Origin of the sequence: Hungatella hominis, assembly GCF_014288005.1 — a bacterium.
Classification (GTDB): Bacteria; Bacillota; Clostridia; order Lachnospirales; family Lachnospiraceae; genus Hungatella; species Hungatella effluvii.
The window spans coordinates 281,216-301,255 of sequence record NZ_JACOPB010000007.1 but is presented as its reverse complement, the minus strand read 5'-3'; the positions used below and the strand labels follow the sequence as shown (position 1 = coordinate 301,255).

General features: G+C 49.5%; 21 protein-coding genes. 18 read left to right on the top strand and 3 right to left on the bottom strand.

Features of this window, described 5'->3' with window-relative positions; genetic code table 11:
* The first annotated feature begins 205 nt into the window (after positions 1-205).
* From H8S75_RS17340 to H8S75_RS17320, 5 genes are all read left to right on the top strand, one after another.
* The gene (locus H8S75_RS17340; RefSeq protein WP_187022714.1) at positions 206-946 is read left to right on the top strand and encodes a DUF4376 domain-containing protein; all 741 of its coding nucleotides are present in this window, start codon (positions 206-208) and stop codon (positions 944-946) included.
* Positions 927-1,346 (top strand): putative ABC transporter permease, encoded by a 420-nt coding sequence (locus H8S75_RS17335; RefSeq protein ID WP_187022713.1) that lies wholly within the window; start codon positions 927-929, stop codon positions 1,344-1,346. Before H8S75_RS17340 ends, H8S75_RS17335 begins: the two co-directional genes overlap by 20 nt.
* Positions 1,347-1,367: 21 nt before the next feature.
* Positions 1,368-1,823 (top strand): phage holin family protein, encoded by a 456-nt coding sequence (locus H8S75_RS17330; protein WP_187022712.1) that lies wholly within the window; start codon positions 1,368-1,370, stop codon positions 1,821-1,823.
* 145 nt (positions 1,824-1,968) lie between these two features.
* Complete coding sequence (locus H8S75_RS17325; protein ID WP_187022711.1) at positions 1,969-2,718, top strand: peptidoglycan recognition protein family protein; 750 nt, start codon at positions 1,969-1,971, stop codon at positions 2,716-2,718.
* Between the two features lie 78 nt (positions 2,719-2,796).
* Positions 2,797-3,495, top strand: coding sequence for a BRO family protein (locus H8S75_RS17320; protein ID WP_118042606.1), 699 nt, complete (start codon positions 2,797-2,799; stop codon positions 3,493-3,495).
* A 1,476-nt stretch (positions 3,496-4,971) separates the two neighbouring features.
* On the opposite strand, the gene asnA is transcribed toward H8S75_RS17320, so the two are convergent.
* Positions 4,972-5,979 (bottom strand): aspartate--ammonia ligase, encoded by a 1,008-nt coding sequence (asnA, locus tag H8S75_RS17315; RefSeq protein ID WP_187022710.1) that lies wholly within the window; start codon positions 5,977-5,979, stop codon positions 4,972-4,974.
* A 290-nt stretch (positions 5,980-6,269) separates the two neighbouring features.
* On the opposite strand from asnA, the gene H8S75_RS17310 reads away from it, so the two are divergent.
* From H8S75_RS17310 to trmL, 11 genes are all read left to right on the top strand, one after another.
* A complete protein-coding gene (locus H8S75_RS17310) occupies positions 6,270-7,361 on the top strand; it encodes an L-threonylcarbamoyladenylate synthase (protein ID WP_187022709.1) in 1,092 nt (363 codons plus the stop codon).
* Between the two features lie 77 nt (positions 7,362-7,438).
* Entirely contained in the window at positions 7,439-7,933 is a 495-nt protein-coding gene (locus H8S75_RS17305; protein WP_025529060.1) for a deoxycytidylate deaminase, read from the top strand.
* Positions 7,934-7,940: 7 nt separating this feature from the next.
* Positions 7,941-9,686 (top strand): B12-binding domain-containing radical SAM protein, encoded by a 1,746-nt coding sequence (locus H8S75_RS17300; protein WP_187022708.1) that lies wholly within the window; start codon positions 7,941-7,943, stop codon positions 9,684-9,686.
* A gap of 29 nt (positions 9,687-9,715) precedes the next feature.
* On the top strand, positions 9,716-10,369 hold the full coding sequence (gene nth, locus H8S75_RS17295) for an endonuclease III (RefSeq protein WP_187022707.1): 654 nt from the start codon (positions 9,716-9,718) through the stop codon (positions 10,367-10,369).
* A 9-nt stretch (positions 10,370-10,378) separates the two neighbouring features.
* Positions 10,379-11,086, top strand: a complete 708-nt coding sequence (locus H8S75_RS17290; RefSeq protein ID WP_002601955.1) for a 3'-5' exonuclease — start codon at positions 10,379-10,381, stop codon at positions 11,084-11,086.
* Positions 11,087-11,100: 14 nt separating this feature from the next.
* Complete coding sequence (locus H8S75_RS17285) at positions 11,101-11,211, top strand: hypothetical protein (protein ID WP_002601954.1); 111 nt, start codon at positions 11,101-11,103, stop codon at positions 11,209-11,211.
* A 44-nt stretch (positions 11,212-11,255) separates the two neighbouring features.
* On the top strand, positions 11,256-12,821 hold the full coding sequence (locus H8S75_RS17280; RefSeq protein ID WP_187022706.1) for a VanW family protein: 1,566 nt from the start codon (positions 11,256-11,258) through the stop codon (positions 12,819-12,821).
* A 12-nt stretch (positions 12,822-12,833) separates the two neighbouring features.
* The gene (locus tag H8S75_RS17275; protein ID WP_002601952.1) at positions 12,834-13,397 is read left to right on the top strand and encodes an AIR synthase-related protein; all 564 of its coding nucleotides are present in this window, start codon (positions 12,834-12,836) and stop codon (positions 13,395-13,397) included.
* Positions 13,398-13,438: 41 nt separating this feature from the next.
* Positions 13,439-13,921, top strand: a complete 483-nt coding sequence (locus H8S75_RS17270) for an Lrp/AsnC family transcriptional regulator (RefSeq protein WP_187022705.1) — start codon at positions 13,439-13,441, stop codon at positions 13,919-13,921.
* A complete protein-coding gene (locus H8S75_RS17265; RefSeq protein WP_187022704.1) occupies positions 13,918-15,087 on the top strand; it encodes an aminotransferase class I/II-fold pyridoxal phosphate-dependent enzyme in 1,170 nt (389 codons plus the stop codon). Before H8S75_RS17270 ends, H8S75_RS17265 begins: the two co-directional genes overlap by 4 nt.
* A gap of 4 nt (positions 15,088-15,091) precedes the next feature.
* Positions 15,092-15,589, top strand: coding sequence for a tRNA (uridine(34)/cytosine(34)/5-carboxymethylaminomethyluridine(34)-2'-O)-methyltransferase TrmL (gene trmL / locus H8S75_RS17260; RefSeq protein ID WP_187022725.1), 498 nt, complete (start codon positions 15,092-15,094; stop codon positions 15,587-15,589).
* 85 nt (positions 15,590-15,674) lie between these two features.
* Here trmL and H8S75_RS17255 read toward each other — a convergent pair whose 3' ends face one another.
* Positions 15,675-17,081, bottom strand: coding sequence for a sensor histidine kinase (locus tag H8S75_RS17255; protein WP_002601948.1), 1,407 nt, complete (start codon positions 17,079-17,081; stop codon positions 15,675-15,677).
* A gap of 208 nt (positions 17,082-17,289) precedes the next feature.
* Entirely contained in the window at positions 17,290-17,703 is a 414-nt protein-coding gene (locus tag H8S75_RS17250; protein ID WP_187022703.1) for an entericidin EcnAB, read from the bottom strand.
* 557 nt (positions 17,704-18,260) lie between these two features.
* Between H8S75_RS17250 and H8S75_RS17245 the strand changes: the two genes are divergently transcribed.
* Complete coding sequence (locus H8S75_RS17245) at positions 18,261-19,724, top strand: sulfatase family protein (protein WP_187022702.1); 1,464 nt, start codon at positions 18,261-18,263, stop codon at positions 19,722-19,724.
* A 65-nt stretch (positions 19,725-19,789) separates the two neighbouring features.
* A complete protein-coding gene (locus tag H8S75_RS17240) occupies positions 19,790-20,023 on the top strand; it encodes a hypothetical protein (protein WP_187022701.1) in 234 nt (77 codons plus the stop codon).
* Positions 20,024-20,040 lie beyond the last annotated feature (17 nt).

Below are 20,040 nucleotides of genomic sequence, written 5' to 3'. Positions count from 1 at the left end.
CCTCCCGTATTTCTGGAGATAACATATAGATGTTGTACCCACAATACTAGATACTTTGTATGGAGTAATATCTACTAAAGCCGTGTCAAAACTGTTTTTAAACACACCTAAATCACTATATCATTTAGTCAACACCATAAAAATGAAAATTCTGGCCCTTAAAGGGCCTTTTTATATACAAAAAATCAAGAAAGGAAGTAAAATTATGGAAAAAATCAGAATTGGAAATCAGGAGACTCTTTTTGAGATCGAAACGATCCGTCCGGTATCCGAAAATGTCATGCAGCTTGTATTTCCAGATACCATGCCATCTGTATGGGGGGATATTACCATCTATACGGACGACGGAACAGAAGCTACTACGATCACAGGATATGAGACTCTGTATCGTGACGAGGGACAGACAGTGTATCTCAGTAATGATGGAAGTGTCTATACAGCGCCTGAGACGCCAGAGGGACCGGGAGAACCGCCGGAGCCATATGTTCCGACACTGGAGGAGCTGCAGGCCGCAAAACGCCGGGAAATATCCGAAGCTTGTCAACAGATTATCTATCAGGGCGTTAATGTCCCGTTATCAGACGGCACAAGCGATCATTTCGCGTTGACGATCGAAGACCAGCTTAATCTCTTCGGTAAGCAGATTCAGGTAACCTCTGGCGCTGCTCAGATTGAGTACCATGCAGACGGCCGGCCATGTCGTTTTTATAGCGCGACAGATATGCAGGCTATTATCACGGCTGCTATGTGGCACGTAAGCTACCACACGACCTACTGTAACGCGATTAATATGTGGATCGCTGGCTGCCAGGCTGCGGAGGAGGTACAGGCCATTTTTTACGGTGCAGATGTCCCGCCGGCATACCAGTCAGAGGTGCTGCAGTCATACCTGGCGCAGATCGCTGCTATGGCGGGAGGTGCCGAAGATGATAAGGATTATGCGTAAGTATTTTGCATTAATGTACACCGGCGGTCTGTTGTATGTAGTGCTGGAGATGGTCTGGCGCGGCCGGAGCCACTGGACCATGTTTTTACTGGGCGGGACTTGCTTTATCTGCCTGGGGCTGATCAATGAGATCCTGCCGTGGCGCATGGCGCTGTGGAAGCAGATCCTGATCGGCACTGGTATCATCACAGTACTGGAGTTCCTGACCGGTTGTGCGGTCAACCTATGGCTGGGCTGGAATGTGTGGAATTACAACGGGCTGCCTGGTAATATACTTGGTCAGATCTGCCCGCAGTATTGCCTTCTGTGGCTGCCGGTAAGCCTGGCCGGGATCGTCCTGGACGACTGGCTGCGGTACTGGTGGTGGGGCGAGGAGAAACCGAAGTATAAAATGATATAGAAGAAAGTGAGGAGATGAGCTATGAAATTTATCGATAAATATAATGCAGTTGTAGGAGCAGCAGTAACCGTGTTGACAGCGATCTTCGGAGTGTATTGGTACGTCTTTGCTGGATATTTACTTTGTAATGCACTGGACTACATAACAGGCTGGGCAAAGGCCAGGAAGACGCATAAGGAGTCGAGCAGTATCGGGATTGTAGGAATTGTTAAGAAGGTAGGATACTGGATTATCGTCCTGGTGGCATTCATGATTCCGGAATTGTTTATCCACCTGGGACAGGACCTCTTAGGTATAAATTTAAGCTTCCTGGCGCTGCTCGGATGGTTTACCCTGGCTACGCTGCTGGTTAATGAGATCCGCAGCATTCTGGAAAATCTGGTGGAGTATGGTATCAACGTTCCAGAGTTCCTGATCAGGGGCCTGGCGATCACAGAAAAGCTTATCAGCGCCGGAGCAGATACGGGTGAGAAATAGTTTCGACGGTCGAAACTCCCGCCGGCAGGGTGAGAGCTGGAGCTGTTGCGAGATCGCAAAAAGTTGTAATATCACAACTTGTGACGTCACAAGATTTTGGGGCCTGGGAGAGATCCTGGGCCTTTTTCTTTTAAGGAGGACGATTATGTTACCTATTACGAAACAGATTAAACAGATCAATTGCTATGCAAGTCAGAATCACCCAAAGTACATCGTAATCCATGAGACTGACAATTTCAACCGTGGCGCCGGCGCCGCAAATCATGCCAAAGCGCACAACAATAACAACCTGTCTACCTCGGTCCATTATTACGTTGATGATGTAGCAATCTACCAGACACTCAACCATACAGACGGAGCATGGGCTGTCGGCAAGCAGTACGGTACGCCGCTGGTGGCTGGAGTCAATAACAACAATACGATTAACATTGAGATTTGTGTTAATCCGGACAGCAACTATGATAAGGCGCGGCTTAACTGCGTGGATCTGGTACGACATCTGATACAGGAGACGGGGATCCCTGCAGATCGGGTGATCCGGCACTACGATGCCAAACGAAAGTGGTGCCCGCGTAAGATGATGGACAGCCCGGAGTTATGGACGGACTTTTGCCTGCGGATCCGCGGCCAGGAAGATGAAGTGAAGAGTTTCGAGGACGGCGCAGGGAACTGGCACTTTACGGTTAATGGCGAACTCCAGAAAGCGCGCTGGGTAAAATATAAGAATAAGTGGTTTTATGTGGACGATGCCGGGAATATGGTCACGGGGTATGCGGTCATTGGTGGCCTTGCGTACATGCTTAATCCGTCCAAAGCGGATATGGCGACGTATGGGGCGCTGATGGTAACGAACAATCTTGCACAAGGCAATCTTGAGGTGCAGCGGGTGGAATAGCAAACAATAGAATAATAATGAAACTGAAGCTCTGGGAGGAATCCCGGGGCTTTTTAAATTGAAAGGAAGGTATATTTTATGAAACTGAGACTTGTTAAACAGGGAGATTTCTTGGGAACAAAATGTGATTTTTACGTAAATGAAACAGGCGATATCTTCATGAGCAGAACGCAGATCGGATATGCGCTTAAATACAAGAATCCAAGTAAAGGTATTGAAAACGTCCATAATAGAAATAACAAAAGAATGGACAGATTTAGTGTAATCGTAAGGGGGTCTCAAATTGAGGGAGGGTCCAGGCATATAGACCCTAATTCTGACATGTATCTGTATGTAGAACGAGGAATTTATGAAATATGTCGTAGATCAGCACAGCCAATAGCAGACGATTTCAACGACTGGGTTTACGATACGATCCTGTCTATCAAAAAGAACGGCTACTACATCGCCACTGAAAAAGATGCAAAGTGGCTGGGAATCCGTCAGGAGACCAAAGAGGTACGCAAGGCCGAAACAGATCAGATTAAGCTCTTTGTAGAGTACGCGAGGGCACAGGGCAGCCAGCACGCAGACAGATATTATGTGTCACTGACCAAGCTCATAAACCGCAGATTAGGCATAGAGAGCGGCGGGAGGGACAAGGCAGACCAGAGGACGCTGATGCACTTAAAATCACTGGAAACGGTGGTGGAGCTGCATCTGGCTACGCTGATGGCGGAGGGGCTGCCATACAAGGAGATATATCAGGGCGTAAAAAAGTTTATTGAAGCGCTGTAGGAATCTCACGGCTGAAGATTCAGCCGCCAGTTTGAGTGGTAAGAAAAGGGCGGTCCGCTTGGGACTCCTTACTTCTAAGGGGGCTTCACGACCGTCGATTTTTTTAACACACCTCTTACCAGGAGATCTCAGAAATGATATAATAAATTCGCTCGTATTATTTCATATATTTTTCTGGCGTATCAGAAGAGTATTCATGCAAAGCCGCTCAGTATCCCCATACACTGGGCGGTTTTTGTGTGTAATTCATGTATAGGTGATCAGTAAATGGGTACCCTTAAATTCCTTCTTTACAGAATGAAATACGCGTGCTATAATCACTGTGTTTTTGCTTTTCTAATTTACGGCCTAGCCATTTTGGCGGGCCGTATTTTTATATGAATTTGTTGATAAATTGACAATAATAATATTGATTTATTTGTATAAAGTGATATAATTTGTGTGTCAACCCTTCTTACGGCCGCCCTGGTTTGCACAATCCCCCACTACCAGAGCGGCATTTGTATGTGAATTCGTCACAACGCAGTCTGCAAACTGTTAAATAAGTATGCTCATATCAGCAGGGCGGTAGCCACCCCATTAGCTCCGCCCTGTCTCCTAATGATTATTCAATCGTTAAAATATCCGATTTTTTGTCTACCATTTGTCTACGCTAAAAAAATTTAGCTATAAGATTACTCATGTAATTATATGCCTAAAAAAGTTAAAAACTCTCATAAACCCTTGATTTTACAGCGTTTTTTAAGGACTATATATGATAGTAAATGCAAACTAAATTCCACCAAAAAATAAATGGGGATTATGGAGTATTTGAACGGAAGATAATGGTAATTGAAATTGGTCATGGAAAAGAGCGGGTTCAGATAGTTTGAACCCGCTTTAAATGTGTGTCCAATGACGGAAAAGGATCAGTCTCTAAATGCAATTGTATAATACAAGATGGTCTGTTTATTTCCACATGGGCAGATACAGCCCAAATATACGGTACTCTCATGGTTGAAGCAAAAACCGAAGATACGGCCAAAAAGGTTGATCAGGAATAAGAAAAAATTCAGTTCTTCCTCTAACTCGCTTGTACTGCAATAAGTGAAAACCTGAGCATACCACGTTTTGCACGATCTGCGCTCTCCACATCTGGGCATGTCCCAATCAATATTAAAATTTTTTCGTAACAGTTCGAGTTTCTCATAGTCGGATTTTCCTTCAAGAGATCTTAATACCTCTTCTTTCAATACTTCTAAATCTTGTCCCTGTAGATTCATGATAAAATTACGCCCCTAAAATATTTACTTACAATATCATAATATTCAGCGGAGAGGTTTTTTGACACAAGCCCTGTTTTAGAGCCTGGAAATATGGCTCCAAAAAAAAGAAGGGCTGGCAACCGGAAGGAGACTCCATTATATCCGTGAGCCAATTTCCTTCCTTGTCGCCCGCTCTTCCTGTTTGGCAGGGAGTGAAAGCGTATGTATCCGGTTACAGCAGGAATATCTTATGCTGCCGGCACTCCTCGATCATGTCGTTTGGCCAGATGCTTGCCTGTACCTCGCCTACATGGGCGCGGTTTAGGAGAAGCATGCACAGACGGGACTGGCCGATACCGCCGCCGATGGTGTAAGGCAGCTGTCCCTCTAAGAGCATGCGGTGGTAGGGCAGAGAACGGCGGTCCTCGCAGCCCGCCTTCTGGAGCTGATCTTCCAGGGATTTCTCATCTACACGGATGCCCATGCTGGAGATCTCCAGGGCGCAGTTTAAGTTCTCGAACCAGAAGAGAATATCTCCGTTTAACTGCCAGTCATCGTAGTCAGGGGCTCTCCCGTCGTGGGGCTCGCCGCTGGCCAGCTTATCACCGATCTGCATTAAAAAGACGCAGCCGTACTCTTTGGTGATTAAATTCTCCCGCTCCTTCGGAGTCTTGTCGGGATAACGGTCCTCAAGCTCCTGGGACGTGATGAAGGTGATCTCCTTTGGAAGATGGTTGACAGCGTTCGGGTACTTATACCAGACCTCATGCTGCATGTGCTTGATAATCTTGAAAATAGTGCGGACCGTCTCTTTTAATGTTTTGATGGTGCGGTCCTCTTTCGTAATAACCTTTTCCCAGTCCCACTGGTCTACATAGCAGGAATGAAGATTATCCAGGTCCTCGTCGCGCCGTATCGCGTTCATGTTTGTATAGAGGCCCTCGCCCGGCAGAAAGCCGTATTCGTGAAGAGCCATTCGTTTCCATTTTGCAAGAGAGTGTACGACTTCGACGGTTTCGCCCGGAATTCCAGCTATGTCAAACTGGACGGGGCGCTCTACGCCGTTTAGGTTGTCGTTCAAACCGCTGCTCTTCTCTACGAAGAGGGGGGCGGAGATTCTCTCCAGGTTCATTTCCCTTCCAAATTCCTTCTGAAAGGTGTCACGTATGTATTTGATGGCCTCCTGCGTCTCACGTACGGTGAGATGGGGGTCATAGTTTTCTGGTATGATGAGTGCCATTTCATTGTCCTCCCGGTATAATATCCCTTTTATGGTATCATTATTACAGAGATTCCGCAAGTATTACAAGGATGAATTGCAGTAAAAAGTAAATTTGAACCAAAGCTGTAAAGTCAAGTAAAAAGTTGCATGCGACTTAGGGTTGTGCTATGATAAGCAGTAAGTATGCAGGGGGAAAGCCCCTGTCTGAGAGAAGCCAGTACTGCATTGCGCAATTAACAGTGAATATAGCACCCGCTATTCACCGTTAATTACGCAGCGCAGTACTGGAGAAAAGAGAGCGTAGAAAGATGGTTACGGAACGAATTATAATAGAAGATACGCACAGGATAGATGCGGGAAAGCTGGAGAGAGCAGCGGAGATTTTAAGGGAGGGCGGTCTGGTGGCATTTCCCACAGAGACCGTGTATGGGCTCGGGGCAAATGCCCTCGATGAGGAAGCGGCAAAGAAGATTTACGCAGCAAAAGGAAGACCTTCGGACAATCCGCTGATTGCACATATCGCGGATTTTTCTGATTTGAAGCCCCTGGTGGCGGAGATTCCGGCGGCGGCGGGGAAGCTGATGGAGGCATTCTGGCCGGGGCCGCTGACCTTGATATTTCCTAAGAGTGACGCCGTTCCATACGGCACGACAGGAGGTCTGGATACCGTGGCGGTCCGCATGCCCAGCGATCCGGTGGCCATGACGCTCATACGTCTTGCCGGTGTACCGGTAGCGGCCCCCAGCGCCAATACGTCTGGACGGCCCAGCCCTACGACGGCGGATCACGTATGGCAGGACATGAACGGAAAGATCGACATGATCGTGGATGGCGGACCTGTGGGAATCGGTGTAGAATCCACGATTATCGATGTGTCCGGGGAGTATCCGGTGATTCTGCGCCCGGGAGCCATCACACAGGAGATGGCCGGCGAGGTGCTGGGCATGGAGATCGGCCTCGATCCGGCGATTACCGGTGACGGCCCGATGAACGCCGATGTGAAGCCCAAGGCGCCTGGGATGAAGTATAAGCACTATGCGCCGAAGGCTGATTTGACCCTGGTTGAGGGGACGCCCGCCGATGTGGTCCGCACCATCAACCATCTGGCAGGGAAGAAGCTGGAGGCGGGGTACCGCGTGGGAATTATCTGCACGGACGAGACCATGGAGCTGTACCCGGATGGCATGGTGAGAAGCCTGGGGCTGCGCGCCAGGGAGGAGACCATTGCCCATAATTTATACGCTGTTTTAAGGGAATTTGATGATCTGGAGGCGGATTACATCTATTCAGAGAGTTTTTCGGCCGACCATCTGGGACAGGCGATTATGAACCGTCTGAAGAAGGCGGCGGGATACCATATGATTAAAGTCACTGCACTAAGCTCGAAAAGACCTCACTAAGTGCCAGTGACATGTATCGCACGTAAGCGGCCAAAAGACGTCCGCTAAGTGCTCATTACAAGGAGGAGATCATGTCAGTGACTGAGAAGAGAGAAGATTATATTACATGGGATGAATATTTTATGGGAGTTGCCATTTTATCCGGAAAGCGTTCCAAGGACCCCAGCACACAGGTGGGAGCGTGTATCGTAAGCCAGGACAACAAGATCCTGTCCATGGGATACAATGGATTTCCGAAGGGCTGCTCCGACGATGAATTTCCCTGGGGAAAGGAACACGAGAAGGACGATCCGTATAACGCAAAATATTTTTACTCCACCCACAGCGAGTTAAATGCCATCTTAAACTACAGAGGCGGCAGTCTGGAGGGATCCAAGCTGTATGTCACGCTGTTTCCGTGCAATGAATGTGCAAAGGCCATCATCCAGTCGGGAATCAAGACGATCGTCTACGGCAGTGATAAGTACGACGGGACGCCGGCGGTCAATGCCTCCAAGCGCATGCTGAACGCGGCGGGGGTGCGGTATTACCAGTATCAGCCGACAGGCCGGAAGATAGAAATCGAGGTTTAGATTAACTATGAAGTTTTTGCTAGCGGCGCTGAATGCCAAATATATTCATTCCAACCCCGGGATTTACAGCCTGAAGGCCTATGCGGAGAGACAGATGGAGCGCGATCCCTCTGACGCCTTAAGGAAGCGGGAAATCTCGGTGGAGCTGGGAGAGTATACGATCAACAACCAGATGGGGGATATCTTAAAGGACATCTACTTAAGAAAGCCGGATATGGTCGGCTTCTCCTGCTATATCTGGAATATATCCTGGGTTATGGAGCTGGTGCGGGACCTTCCGTTAGTTCTCCCCGAAGTGGAGATCTGGCTGGGAGGTCCTGAGGTTTCTTATGATGCGGCAGATGTCCTTCGGAGGGAGCCGGGAGTTACCGGTATTATGATGGGAGAAGGGGAGGAAACCTTTCTGGAGGTGCTTAAGCTTTACGCGGACGGCAGGAGGGATTTTTCTTCGATCGACGGAGTGGCCTGCCGGAATGAGAAGGGGGAGCCGGTTATCCGGCCCCTGAAAAAAGCGGTGGACATGAGCGCTATTCCATTTCCGTATGAAGATTTAGATGATTTTGAGCATAAGATTGTTTATTATGAGAGCAGCAGGGGGTGCCCGTTTTCCTGCAGCTACTGTTTATCCTCTCTGGACAAGTCGGTCAGGTTCCGAAGCATGGAGCTGGTGAAACGGGAACTGGATTTCTTTTTGGAGCGCAGGGTTCCCCAGGTGAAGTTTGTGGACAGAACCTTTAACTGCAGCAAGAAGCATACCATGGAGATCTGGCGCCACATTACAGAGCATGATAATGGGGTGACAAACTTCCATTTTGAGATATCCGCGGATCTGCTCGATGAGGAGGAACTGGAGCTGATGGCGGGGATGCGTCCCGGATTAATTCAGCTGGAAATCGGCGTACAGAGTACGAATCCGGATACCATCCGCGAGATCAGGCGGAAGACGGATTTAAACCGCCTCAAATCGGTGGTGGAACGCATACACGGGTTTGGCAATATCCACTGCCACCTCGATCTGATCGCGGGTCTGCCTTACGAGGGCTATGAGAGCTTCCGGAATTCCTTTAACGAGGTCTATGAGATGAAGCCGGATCAGCTGCAGCTGGGCTTTTTAAAGGTCCTGAAGGGTTCTTTTATGGCTGAAAATGCAAAAGCCTACGGCCTGGTCTACAGCGCTAAGCAGCCCTACGAGGTGCTGGGCACGAAATGGCTCGATTATGGGAGCCTGCTTAAACTAAAGGGCGTGGAAGAGATGGTGGAGGTCTATAAGAACAGCGGACAGTTTACCGTCACCATGAAGGAACTGGTGAAGGAATTTAATACAACCTTTGACTTGTTCTCTGATCTGGCGGAGTATTATGAGACGCACACGCTGACGGGGGCCAGCCACAGCCGTATGGCAAGATATGAGATTTTAGACGGCTTTGTGGCGGAACACATTCCGGGGAAAGCGGCAGTGTACAGACGGCTCATGGTATATGACCTGTATCTCAGGGAGAATTTAAAGAGCCGCCCGGATTTCGCTGAAGATCAGACTCCGTTCAAGGAGCAGGTGCGGGAATTCTTCGCAGAAGAGGCGGTGAAGCACCGCTATTTAAGCGACGGATACGAGGGCTTTGAGGCGAGACAGCTGATTAAAATGGCTCATCTTGAGGTATTTGCGGGGAAGACCGCGGTGCTGTTTGACTATAGGAAACGGGATCCACTGAGCTATAATGCGGCGGCTTATGTAATTGAGGATTTCTTTAACTGACCGTGTATTGATGCAAAAAGGAGATGAATATGGCAAAGAGAGAGACAAAAGCGGAACTTAAGGCGCGTGTGGATCATGTGCTGGCGGCCCTTGACCAGGAATACGGAACGGAATACGTCTGCTATTTGAACCACGAGACCCCGTGGCAGCTGTTGATTGCGGTTATTATGAGTGCGCAGTGCACGGACGCCAGAGTAAATATCGTGACGGCGGATTTATTTAAAAAGTATGATTCCATAGAGAAATTTGCGAATGCGGATTTAAAGGAGCTGGAGAATGATATCCACTCCATCGGCTTTTACCACATGAAGGCGAAGAATATTATCTCCTGCTGCCGGGATCTGGTTACGCGGTTTGGCGGCGAGGTGCCGGGAACCATGGAGGAACTGACCAGCCTGGCGGGCGTGGGCAGGAAGACGGCGAACGTCATCCGGGGAAATATTTACAATGAGCCGAGTATCGTGGTGGATACTCATGTAAAGCGGATATCCAGAAAGCTGGGATTTGCGAAGGCGGAGGATCCGGAGAAGATCGAGATGGAGCTTATGAAGGTACTGCCGAAAGAGCACTGGATTCTCTGGAATATCCAGATTATCACGCTGGGACGGAGTATCTGTTTTGCGCGAAGCCCGAAGTGTAAGGAATGCTTCCTTCGGGAGTACTGTCCCAGTGCGGATCAGTAGGGGGATAAGATGGTAAATTCCTATGTGGCAGTGGATTTGGAGACGACAGGGCTGGATCCGAAACGGGATAAAATTATAGAAATAGGGGCTGTGCGGGTCGAGGCGGGCGAGATAACGGCGGATTTTGAGTCGTTTGTAAACCCGTACCGTCTGCTGGAGGCGAGGACGAAGTCACTGACGGGAATCCGTGACCGGGATGTCGCAGATGCGCGGGGAATCGATGCGGTGCTTCCCGGCTTTTTGAACTTTGCAGGGGAACTGCCGCTTCTGGGGCACCGGATTATTTTCGATTACAGTTTCTTAAAGAGGGCGGCGGTCAATCAGGGAGAAGAATTTGCCAGGGCCGGTATCGATACGCTGACACTTGCCCGGCTGTTTATGCCGGAGGATGAGAAGAAGAATTTAAAGGCGGCCTGCGGGTGGTTTGGGGTGGAACAGAAGGAAACGCACCGCGCCATGGCTGACGCCATGGCGGCGCACCAGCTTTATCAGGCGATGAAAAAGAGGTACGGAAAGGAGCGCCCGGACGTATTTTCCGAAGAAAATCTTATTTATAGGGTAAAAAAGGAGCAGCCAGCCTCAAAAAGGCAAAAAGAACACTTGCAGGATTTAATAAAATATCATAAAATAGGCTTAACTGTGCAAATTGACCACTTAACCCGCAATGAAATCTCCAGAATTACGGATAAAATCATAGCACAGTACGGAAGAATATAAGAGAGGTGAATATCATGATTAACTTTAACGATAAAAAAAACAGGAAGGTAGTTTCCATAGTCCTTATCGCAGTGGTAATTCTGCTGATCGTAGCTATGGTACTGCCGATGATGCTGGTCCGCTAGGAGAAGGAAGCAGCAGGCAGCAACTTGAAAATTGAGGAATGATTATGAAAAACGAAAACTTGGCAACAGGCCTTGCGGCCATGGCGCTGGCGGTGGGACTTACATTGGCCTTTCCGGCACCGTCGCGGGCTGATACCCTTCCGGAGGGTCTCTATGTAGGAGAATACAGTCTGGGGGGAATGACAGAAGAGGAAGCCAGCGAAAAGATCCAGAGCCTTGTGGGCGAGATGGAGAATCAGAAGATTACGCTGGTAGTGGATGGAGAGTCCGTGGATACTACGGCGAAGGAACTGGGCTTTCACTGGTCCAATACCGACGCAGTAAACCAGGCCGCGGCATCCGTAACAGGAGGGAATTTAATCCACCGTTATTTAAACTTGAAAGACATCGAACATAACCATGTCGTTATTCCATTGGAGACAGCTTTTGACGATGGTAAGGTGGCGGCATTCGTAGAGGAAAAATGTGCTTCTGTCGTAGCAGAGCCAAAGGATGCGTCGATCACGAGAGAGAATGGGGCGTTTGTCGTAACTCCCGCCGTGGTTGGAAAGAGTGTGGATGCAGGGGCGACGAAAGCAGCCCTCGATGAGGCGATCTCCGGAGGCCTTAAGGAACCGGTGACAGTGACTGCAGCAGTGACGGAGGCTCAGCCCAACATTACAACGGAAGCGCTTTCAACGATTCAGGATGTGTTGGGAACCTTTTCCACGGATTTCTCCAGCAGCGGTAATTCCCGTGCCACCAATCTACGGGTGGGAGCGGGCAAGATCAATGGCCATGTGCTGATGCCGGGCGAGACGCTGTCCGGTTACGAATGCATGCATCCGTTTACGACAGCCAACGGCTATGCCACTGCGGCCGCTTATGAAAACGGTCAGGTGGTTGACAGTGTGGGAGGCGGCGTATGCCAGATTTCCACGACGCTTTACAACGCGTCTCTCCGCGCAGAACTGGAGATTACGCAGAGACAGAACCACTCGATGATCGTTACGTATGTAAAACCCTCGGAGGACGCGGCTATCGCCGGTACTTATAAGGATTTGAAGATTACGAATAACTACGGCACTCCGATTTACGTGGAGGGCTATACGTCAGGGAAAACGCTGACCTTTACCATCTATGGGAAAGAGACGAGACCTGCCAACCGGACATTTAAGTTTGTGTCCGAGACCCTTGGAACGGTGGATCCGGGACCGCCAAAGGAAGAGGTGGATCCGACCATGGCGCCGGGCGCCAGAAAACAGGTGCAGTCCGCTCACAGGGGCTATAAGTCCAGACTGTGGAAATACGTCTATATTGACGGAGTAGAGCAGAGCAAGGAGATTCTGCATACAGACACATATAATGCGTCCAAGGCGATTGTGAAGGTCGGTCCGGCAGCTCCTGCTGTGACGGTACCGCTTCCGGAGGAGACGACAGTGCCGGTGGAGACACCGACACCAGAGACGCCGCCGGCACCGGTGGAAGGCGAGGACGGAGGACCGGGCGTGACTCTGCCGGAAGCAGGGACGCAGAGTCCGCCTCCGGCTCCAGATCCATCTCCGGCGCCAGAAGCAGCGGCAGCCCCTGTACCAGTACCTGAAGCAGTTGATCCGGCTCCTGCCGGGTAACGGGAGTCCGGTATGAGAAAGATTGAAAGAGATAACACCGGCCTTATGCGGCCGGGGCAGAATCTGGTGGTGGCAGGGTACGCGGGATATGCCGGTACGATTGCGATCGTGAGGCAGAAGCGCGAAGAGCTGCTTCAGTGGTTTACAAAAGGCTACTTAGACCGGATTATGGAAAATGAAGATGGAACACTGAGTGGGAATCTGGAACGGTGGAAAGCATTGGGAGCCACGGAGTGTGAACCGGCAGGGGAGGGCGGAATACTTTCCGCCCTCTGGAATTTATCCGGGGCATACATGACGGGCATCGAATTTTCACTGCGCCAGATTCCTGTCAAACAGGAGACAATTGAGGTCTGTGAGCGGTACGATTTAAACCCGTACCGGCTTTATTCGGATGGCTGCCTGCTCTTTGTCACAGACAACGGCGGTGAGATGGTTCTGGCCCTGGAACGGGAAGGAATCCACGCCGCGGTGATTGGACGGGTGACGGAAGGAATCGGAAGAATCATCCGCCACGGAGAAAGCTCCGGTTACTTAGACCGGCCCGCGGAGGATGAGATTCATAAAGTATTATAAGCAATCATTATAATAAATCATTTTAATCAGGAGGTAAGGTTATGAGAGAGAAGATATTGGCGGTTATTGAAAAAAACAGCAGAATCGACTTGAAGGATCTGGCGGTTCTTTTAGGGGAAAGTGAGGCCGCGGTCGCCAATGAGATCGCCGAGATGGAAAAAGAGCATATCATCTGCGGTTACCATACCCTGATTAACTGGGACAATACCAGTGATGAAAAAGTGGTTGCCTTAATCGAAGTTAAGGTAACACCGCAGAGAGGCATGGGATTCGACAAGATTGCGGAGCGCATCTATCAGTACAGCGAGGTGGAAGCGGTTTATCTGATGTCAGGCGCGTATGACTTTACCGTGTTTATCGAGGGAAGGACCATGAGACAGGTAGCGCAGTTTGTCTCGGAGAAGCTCTCCCCGATGGATTCCGTATTAAGCACAGCAACTCACTTTGTACTTAAAAAATACAAGGATCATGGCACCGTACTCGCTGAAGAGACGCAGGATGAAAGGATGTTGATTACCCCGTGAGAAACCCATTATCTGAAAAAATCGTAGAAATTCCGCCATCAGGAATCCGTAAATTTTTTGACATTGTAAGTGAAATGAAGGACGCGATCTCCCTGGGCGTCGGTGAGCCGGACTTCGAGACTCCGTGGCATATCAGGGAAGAGGGAATCTATTCTCTGGAGAAAGGGCGCACATTCTATACGTCCAACGCCGGTTTGAGGGAATTGAAGGTTGAGATCAGCAGCTACTTAAAGAGACGCTTTGATGTTACATACGATCCGGACCATGAGGTGTTGGTGACGGTGGGCGGCAGCGAAGCCATTGACGTGGCTCTGCGCGCTATGCTGGATCCGGGCGACGAAGTGCTGATTCCGCAGCCCTGTTTCGTCTCCTATGTGCCGTGCACCATTCTGGCGGGCGGTGTGCCGGTTCCGATTCCGCTGGAGGAAAAGGATAACTTTAAGCTGACAAAGGAAAAACTGCTTTCGTATATCACCCCGAAGTCTAAGATTCTCGTTCTGCCGTTCCCGAACAATCCAACCGGCGCGGTAATGACAGCGGAGGAGCTGGCTGTTATCGCGGAGATCGTCATCGAGAAGGATCTTTTTGTACTGACAGATGAGATATACGGGGAGCTGACGTATGGAATGGAGCATACCACCATCGCCTCCTTCCCGGGCCTTAAAGAGCGTACCGTGCTGATTAACGGATTTTCAAAGGCTTATGCCATGACGGGCTGGCGTCTCGGCTATCTGGCCGCACCGGCTGTTATTCTGGAACAGATGTTGAAGATTCACCAGTTCGCCATCATGTGCGCGCCGACCACCAGCCAGTACGCTGCCATCGCGGCTCTGCGGGACGGGGACAAGGACGTGCAGATGATGAGAGAGTCATACGACCAGAGACGCCGTTTTCTCATGAACGCGTTTAAGGAGATGGGACTGGAATGCTTTGAGCCAAACGGCGCATTTTACGCATTCCCCAGCATTAAGCGTTTCGGCATGACCTCCGATGAGTTCGCTACAAGGCTTCTCCAGGAGGAGAAGGTGGCCGTCGTTCCCGGAACGGCGTTCGGCGACTGCGGCGAGGGATATCTGCGTGTTTCCTATGCATACTCCTTAAAGAGCTTAAAAGAGGCGCTGGGACGTATGGAACGCTTTGTAAAGAGACTGGACGGAAAGGCATAGAATCATTATGAACGTTGTATTACTGGAACCAGAGATGCCGGCCAATACCGGCAATATCGGAAGAACCTGTGTGGCCACGGGGACGAAGCTTCATCTCATCGAGCCGCTGGGATTTAAACTGAATGACAAGCTGATCAAGAGGGCCGGACTGGACTACTGGGATAAGCTGGATGTGACGGTTTACTGTGATTACCAGGATTTCCTGGACAGGAATCCGGGAGCAAAGATTTATATGGCTACGACGAAGGGGCTTCATGTTTATTCAGATGTGGAGTATGAGCCGGACTGTTTCCTGATGTTCGGGAAAGAGAGCGCTGGAATTCCGGAGGATATTCTTCTGGAGAATCAGGAGCAGTGTGTGAGGATTCCCATGTGGGGAGACATACGTTCGCTGAACCTGTCAAACTCGGTGTCGATTGTGCTGTATGAGGCGCTTAGACAGAACGGTTTTGAGAAGATGACCATGCGGGGGCAGCTGCACCATCTGCATTGGAAAGAGTAAGTATGACAGCGTGTACAGGATAAGAACAGGTAAGATAAACAGAAAGGAAGGCTGAGTCATTCAGCCCTCCTTTTTTTCTGTTTTATTAAAGATTAGTAGATTTCGGAAGGCTGAATATAAATTCTGTTCCAACGCCCTCTGTGCTGACTACATCAATGTTTTCACCGTGAGACTGGATGATCTCCTTTACGATCGCCAGGCCAAGGCCGGTTCCCTTCTTATCTTTTCCGCGTGATAAATCAGATTTGTAAAAACGTTCCCATATTTTCTTTATGCTGTCCTTCGGGATACCGATTCCGGTGTCCTTTACGGAGATAAAGATCTTTTCGTATTTCCCGGAAGCCTGGATGTAGATGGTGGAATCATGGTGGCTGAATTTGATGGCATTGTCGATCAGGTTGTACATGACCTGCTGAATCTTTCCGAGATCGGCGTAAACCATCTGAATATTGTTGGAGAAGGTCAGGTCGAAGTTGATATTCTTCTCCTCACACGTTCCCTCAAAGGATGCCGCCGTATCCTTGATTACCCGGTTGATGTCGAAATTCGTCCGGTTTAAATAGCCCTTGCTGTCCAGCGTGTTCAGCGTCAGCATTCCCTGCGTCAGCTTGTTTAACCGCTCGGTCTCTGTAATCACCCGTGTTAAATACTTTTCATACATCTCAGGAGGGATGGTGCCATCCAGAATGGCCTCCAAGTACCCTTTGATGGATGTCAGCGGGGAGCGGAAATCATGAGACACATTGGCGATAAACGTCTTCTGGTATTCCTCCATCTTGTTCAGCTCATCCGACATATAGTTTAAGGTGGCCGCTAAATATCCCATCTCGTCTCTGGTATTCACATCAATGTGGTACGTTAAATTCCCCTGAGCGTATTCGTTGGCGCCCGCCGTGATCTTTTTCAGCGGGAAGTATACCGTCTTTGTAAAGACGAGAAGGATGATCAGGGAGAGGCCGAATACCACGGCGAGTGTAATGTATACAATATTCAAAATGCCATCTCTCGTATTCTGCAGAACAGAGAGCGGCATATGGATGACCACATAGCCGTAAGTCGTGTAATTCCCGGTAATGGGGGCGTGGACACTCAGTACATCATAGGTGAACTGGTCATAGAATGTGCCGATGGTATACGACTTGTTGCCGGCCGCCGTGGGATCGAAGCGGTCGATGACCCGGCCGGTCCGCTCTGACTGGTCGCTGTCCACCACAATCTTTCCCTGGCGGTCGATGATCCAGATCTGGGCGTGAAGGTAATGGGCGGATCCCACCAGCTGAGGGTAGGATGAGATCAGATCCATGTCTTTTCCATGGTACATACCGCTGTAGGTGGAGGCGATCTGATTGGCTTCATCGTACAGCGAATCAGCCTGTTCGCGGATCAGGTAGCGCTCCGTCATTCGGGAAGACAGGGTGGCAATTGAGGCAAAACCTAAAAGGCCGAATACCAGGTAGCCGAGAATAAACTTGTAATAAAGGGAATGAGTCATTGTGATTCTCCATTTTTATTGATCTTTAGGTATCGTTCGATATGATAAATTAAGTATAATACTTTTTGGCCATTAAGTCACTACGGATTTTAACAGGACGGGGAGAAAGACTGTTATTAATTTACTTTTCATGGAATAAAACGAATGCTCCGCCCTTCCGGCAGTAAAACCGGTTGGCGGAGCATTAACTCTGTTCTGGAAAATCCGTTTATTTTGCAGGCTGAATATCGGTGACAACGGTATCGAGGTTGTCCGGGGTGGGCAGTCCGTTGGTATAGCTCACGGTTATTTTATCTCCTGACTTGATATCTTTGTACTCTTCACTCTGTGTTTCATCCAGTGGGAAGACGTACGCTTCCTCGCCTTCTTCCGCAACAATGGTAATCATAAAGCCTTTGTTTTCCTCTACAACTCCGGTTACAGTACCTTCGCTGTTCTGGGAATCTCCTGTGGAATCGGAGCCGGAATCGGCAGCACCGGATTCGTCCCTGGTGGTTGTGCTGGCGGAAGTTTCCGTCTTTGCAGATGTAGTCGGGGCAGCAGCTTCCTTTTTCGATGAGCATGCGGCCGCAGATAATGCGAATACCAGGACAGCTGCGATGATTAATAATTTCTTCTTCATAATATTCCTCCATATGATGTTTTTTTTATTACAGAGAATTAGACGTGAAAGAGAAGTAAAAAGTTGCAAAGGATGGAAAAAAATGTTTCAGCCACTTATCGACATGGCGGACAAAGTTATCCACAATAATGTGGAAATGTCTGTGGATTAATTGTTAATATCTGAAAATTGTGTGAACTGGTATGTGGAAAACGTAAAAAAGGGAATGAAGAGTGTGGATAACGGAAAGATATGGGGGAAAGAGGAAAAATACGGAAAGATTTTATTTGAAATAACTTTTTCAAATAATAGTATGGTATTCTTAAAATTGTCTTGCTAAAAAGGAGCCCATATCCCTGGAATCCTGAGCTGCCGCACAGATATCCGACAGTGAATCCCTTGCTGCAGGAACAAAACAGCAAAGGAGGCGGGGAACAAAGAATACATATTGAAATTAAACTACATATCCACGGACCGGCATCCTACATATTGACAGGGAGTTACAAATTGTAAGCGCAATTCTTCCTTGTTAAGATAACAGTAATACAATTGGTCAGATGACTGGAGGAATGGTAACGATGGATATGGAAAAAAATGCAGAGATGGAGAAAAGCGAAAGACAAGACAGACCGGCGATCGTGATGATTACCTGTGATGAACTGAACCGGAAGACGTTGGGATGTTACGGAGGGAAAGCAATTACCACGCCGCATATCGACAGTCTGGCGGAAGAGGGCACAAACTATGAGAACTGCTATACCGTCAGCCCCTGGTGCCTGCCGTCCAGATGCTCGATCCTTACAGGCCGTTATCCGCACAACAGCGGCGCCTACAGCAATTTCCGCAAGTGCGCGCTGGATACGGGAATCAGCAACCTGTTCCAGTCGCTGAGGGAAAGCGGCTACCGCACTTCCGTGTTTGGAAAATGTCATTTTGCACCGGTTCCCTACTCGGAGACGCGGGCGGACCGGACTCTGCCGTATGAGGAGTTCAAAGCATATTACGAGAGTCTGGGGATCGATCATCTGAAACTGGAGGATGACAAACAGGTATCCGTCTGGTTCTGCGATGATTACAGCAAAGAGCTGGATCAGGCCGGATATTTGAAAGCATACCGGGATGCGGTGTGGAATCCGGACTACAGGAAGGTCTTCCCGTTCCCTGGACCGGCAGACTGGCATCCGGATGCCTGGACCGGCAGAAAGGCGGTGGAGTATATTCACAGCTATGAGGAGGAAAAGCCTCTGTTTGCCTGGATATCCTTCAGCGGCCCCCATTATACCTTCGATGCGCCGGAGGAGTATTTGAGTCAGGTGGACATGGCCGGGCTGCCGCCGCTTATTAAGCGGGAAGGAGAACTGGACGGGGAAGACCGTATTCATCACGACAGCTACTTTGGAGGCCCAAACAGCAACATCGATGGCTGCGGCCATGCTGACGGCCATGCGTGCAAAAATTATACCGATGAATACTGGGACCGGCTCAGAAGAAGCTACTGCGGAAATGTAAAGCTGATCGACGACCAGGTCGGAGAGATTATAAAAGCCGTCAAAGCGAAATACGGGGACAATGCCCTGATCCTGTTTTCCACTGACCACGGGGAGATGCTGGGAGATCATGGATTGTGGGGAAAACATAACTGCGCGTACGACGAGGTGTGGCATATTCCGCTTCTGGTAAAGTACCCGGGCCAAAAGACGGGGACGGCGGACCGGCGGCTCGTGAACTCCGTGGACTTCCTGCCGACGTGCCTGGAGGCGGCGGGGGCCGTGATACCGGTCTGCGACGGCAGACCGCTCAGCGATCCGGATTGGGAACGGGATTATACCTTTGCGGAGGGAGAGGGGTATCTGGCTGTCACGGACGGGAGATATAAGTATGTCCACGTACAGAAGGGCAGGGAACACGGAAGAGAGCTGCTGGATCTGCGGGAAGATCCGAACGAGTTTGAAAACCGGATCGCACTGCCCGAATACCAGGAAGCCCTGGCGGCGCTTCGGGAAAAGATGATTGAACATGTGATTCCGGCCATTCTGGCTTAGAGGACGCGGTCAGGGAGAGATATGGAGACAACGCGGTCATCCTGTTTCCGGCAGACCACGGGGAGATGCTGGGCAATCACGGGCTATGGGGAAAAATCATATGTGCCTACGATGAAACCGACGGCCTGAGAAAATACATCCATTTGCAGCGTCAAAATGGAAAGAAAAGAGAATTGATCGATTTGATGAAAGATCCTCATGAGTTTGATAACCGGGTAAGCTGGCCGGAATATCAGGCAGAGGCAGCGCATCTGGAAGAGAAGATGCTTGAACATATGATTCCATCGGTGTTGGCCTGATATTGGGCTGTGGGGGG

Bases quoted from the DNA above. Each gene is read 5' to 3' on its own strand.
- H8S75_RS17325 (WP_187022711.1), top strand. From the start codon at position 1,969: ATGTTACCTATTACGAAACAGATTAAACAGATCAATTGCTATGCAAGT.
- H8S75_RS17275 (WP_002601952.1), top strand. From the start codon at position 12,834: ATGAGAAAGATTGAAAGAGATAACACCGGCCTTATGCGGCCGGGGCAG.
- H8S75_RS17250 (WP_187022703.1), bottom strand. From the start codon at position 17,703: ATGAAGAAGAAATTATTAATCATCGCAGCTGTCCTGGTATTCGCATTA.
- H8S75_RS17245 (WP_187022702.1), top strand. From the start codon at position 18,261: ATGGATATGGAAAAAAATGCAGAGATGGAGAAAAGCGAAAGACAAGAC.
- H8S75_RS17330 (WP_187022712.1), top strand. From the start codon at position 1,368: ATGAAATTTATCGATAAATATAATGCAGTTGTAGGAGCAGCAGTAACC.
- nth (WP_187022707.1), top strand. From the start codon at position 9,716: ATGGCAAAGAGAGAGACAAAAGCGGAACTTAAGGCGCGTGTGGATCAT.
- H8S75_RS17310 (WP_187022709.1), top strand. From the start codon at position 6,270: ATGGTTACGGAACGAATTATAATAGAAGATACGCACAGGATAGATGCG.
- H8S75_RS17240 (WP_187022701.1), top strand. From the start codon at position 19,790: ATGCTGGGCAATCACGGGCTATGGGGAAAAATCATATGTGCCTACGAT.
- H8S75_RS17285 (WP_002601954.1), top strand. From the start codon at position 11,101: ATGATTAACTTTAACGATAAAAAAAACAGGAAGGTAGTTTCCATAGTC.
- H8S75_RS17300 (WP_187022708.1), top strand. From the start codon at position 7,941: ATGAAGTTTTTGCTAGCGGCGCTGAATGCCAAATATATTCATTCCAAC.
- H8S75_RS17320 (WP_118042606.1), top strand. From the start codon at position 2,797: ATGAAACTGAGACTTGTTAAACAGGGAGATTTCTTGGGAACAAAATGT.
- H8S75_RS17270 (WP_187022705.1), top strand. From the start codon at position 13,439: ATGAGAGAGAAGATATTGGCGGTTATTGAAAAAAACAGCAGAATCGAC.
- asnA (WP_187022710.1), bottom strand. From the start codon at position 5,979: ATGGCACTCATCATACCAGAAAACTATGACCCCCATCTCACCGTACGT.
- H8S75_RS17290 (WP_002601955.1), top strand. From the start codon at position 10,379: ATGGTAAATTCCTATGTGGCAGTGGATTTGGAGACGACAGGGCTGGAT.
- H8S75_RS17280 (WP_187022706.1), top strand. From the start codon at position 11,256: ATGAAAAACGAAAACTTGGCAACAGGCCTTGCGGCCATGGCGCTGGCG.
- H8S75_RS17340 (WP_187022714.1), top strand. From the start codon at position 206: ATGGAAAAAATCAGAATTGGAAATCAGGAGACTCTTTTTGAGATCGAA.
- H8S75_RS17335 (WP_187022713.1), top strand. From the start codon at position 927: ATGATAAGGATTATGCGTAAGTATTTTGCATTAATGTACACCGGCGGT.
- H8S75_RS17255 (WP_002601948.1), bottom strand. From the start codon at position 17,081: ATGACTCATTCCCTTTATTACAAGTTTATTCTCGGCTACCTGGTATTC.